Annotated in this window: 1 pseudogene; it reads left to right on the plus strand. The window is 80.8% G+C overall.

Going from position 1 to position 858, the window contains the following annotated elements:
- Positions 1–136 precede the first annotated feature (136 nt).
- A pseudogene (locus tag AWH51_RS14755) lies at positions 137–858 on the plus strand (glycosidase); the annotation flags it as partial.

Raw genomic sequence — 858 nt, forward strand, 5'->3', positions numbered from 1 at the left:
GCCCGCGGCCCCGCCTGGCCGCCCAGCGCCGCATCCGGCCCGCGGGCCCGCGGATCGCCGGACGACGGCACCCCCTCGCCCGTAGGATCAGGAGGTCGGGCGACGCTGCCCGCCGGATGCGGAGGAAGGACCGAGCATGAGGAGCACCGAGCTCACGACCGATCCCGCAGCAGGCGGATCCGATCGCGACGACGAGCGCGCGCACGATGCGCGGCCCGCCGCCGACGGCGCCCCCGCCGGGGACGCCCCCGTGCCCCCGCTCGACCGCGCGGCCCTCGCCGCCGACCTCGCCCTCCTCGCGGACGACCGGGCGGACGCCCTGGCCGACGCGCTCGTCGCCGACGCGGCCGACGCGGACGCGCTCGCGGCGCCCGCCGCCCGCCGACGCGCATCCGACGACCCGGACCTCGCCCGCCGCACCGGCGGCTCCTGCTACGTCGACCGCTACGCCGGCGACCTCGCGGGCCTCACGGCGCGGATCCCCTACCTCGTCGAGCTCGGCCTGTCGCACCTCGAGGTGACGCCCGTCGCCGAGCCCGCGGCCGACGACGTCGCGGCCGACGCGCTGCTGGCACCCGGTCTGCGCGTCCGCACCGGGCTCGGATCCGCCCGCGACCTCGCCGACCTCGCCGACGGCCTCCACGACGCCGGCCTCACGCTCGCCGTGGAGCTGTCCCCGACGGACGCCGCCGACCTCCCCGACCGGATCCGCGCCGCCGCCCACGAGGCCGCCGCGCTCGCCTCCGCCGGAGCCGACCTGCTGCGCGTCGACCCGCGCGCGATCCTCGCCGACGGCGACGCGGGCGACGCGGGCGACGCCGACGCCGACGCGGCCCGCGCCGCCGCCCTCCTCCGCGT

Origin of the sequence: Clavibacter tessellarius (assembly GCF_001618005.1) — a bacterium.
GTDB classification, from domain to species: domain Bacteria; phylum Actinomycetota; class Actinomycetes; order Actinomycetales; family Microbacteriaceae; genus Clavibacter; species Clavibacter tessellarius_A.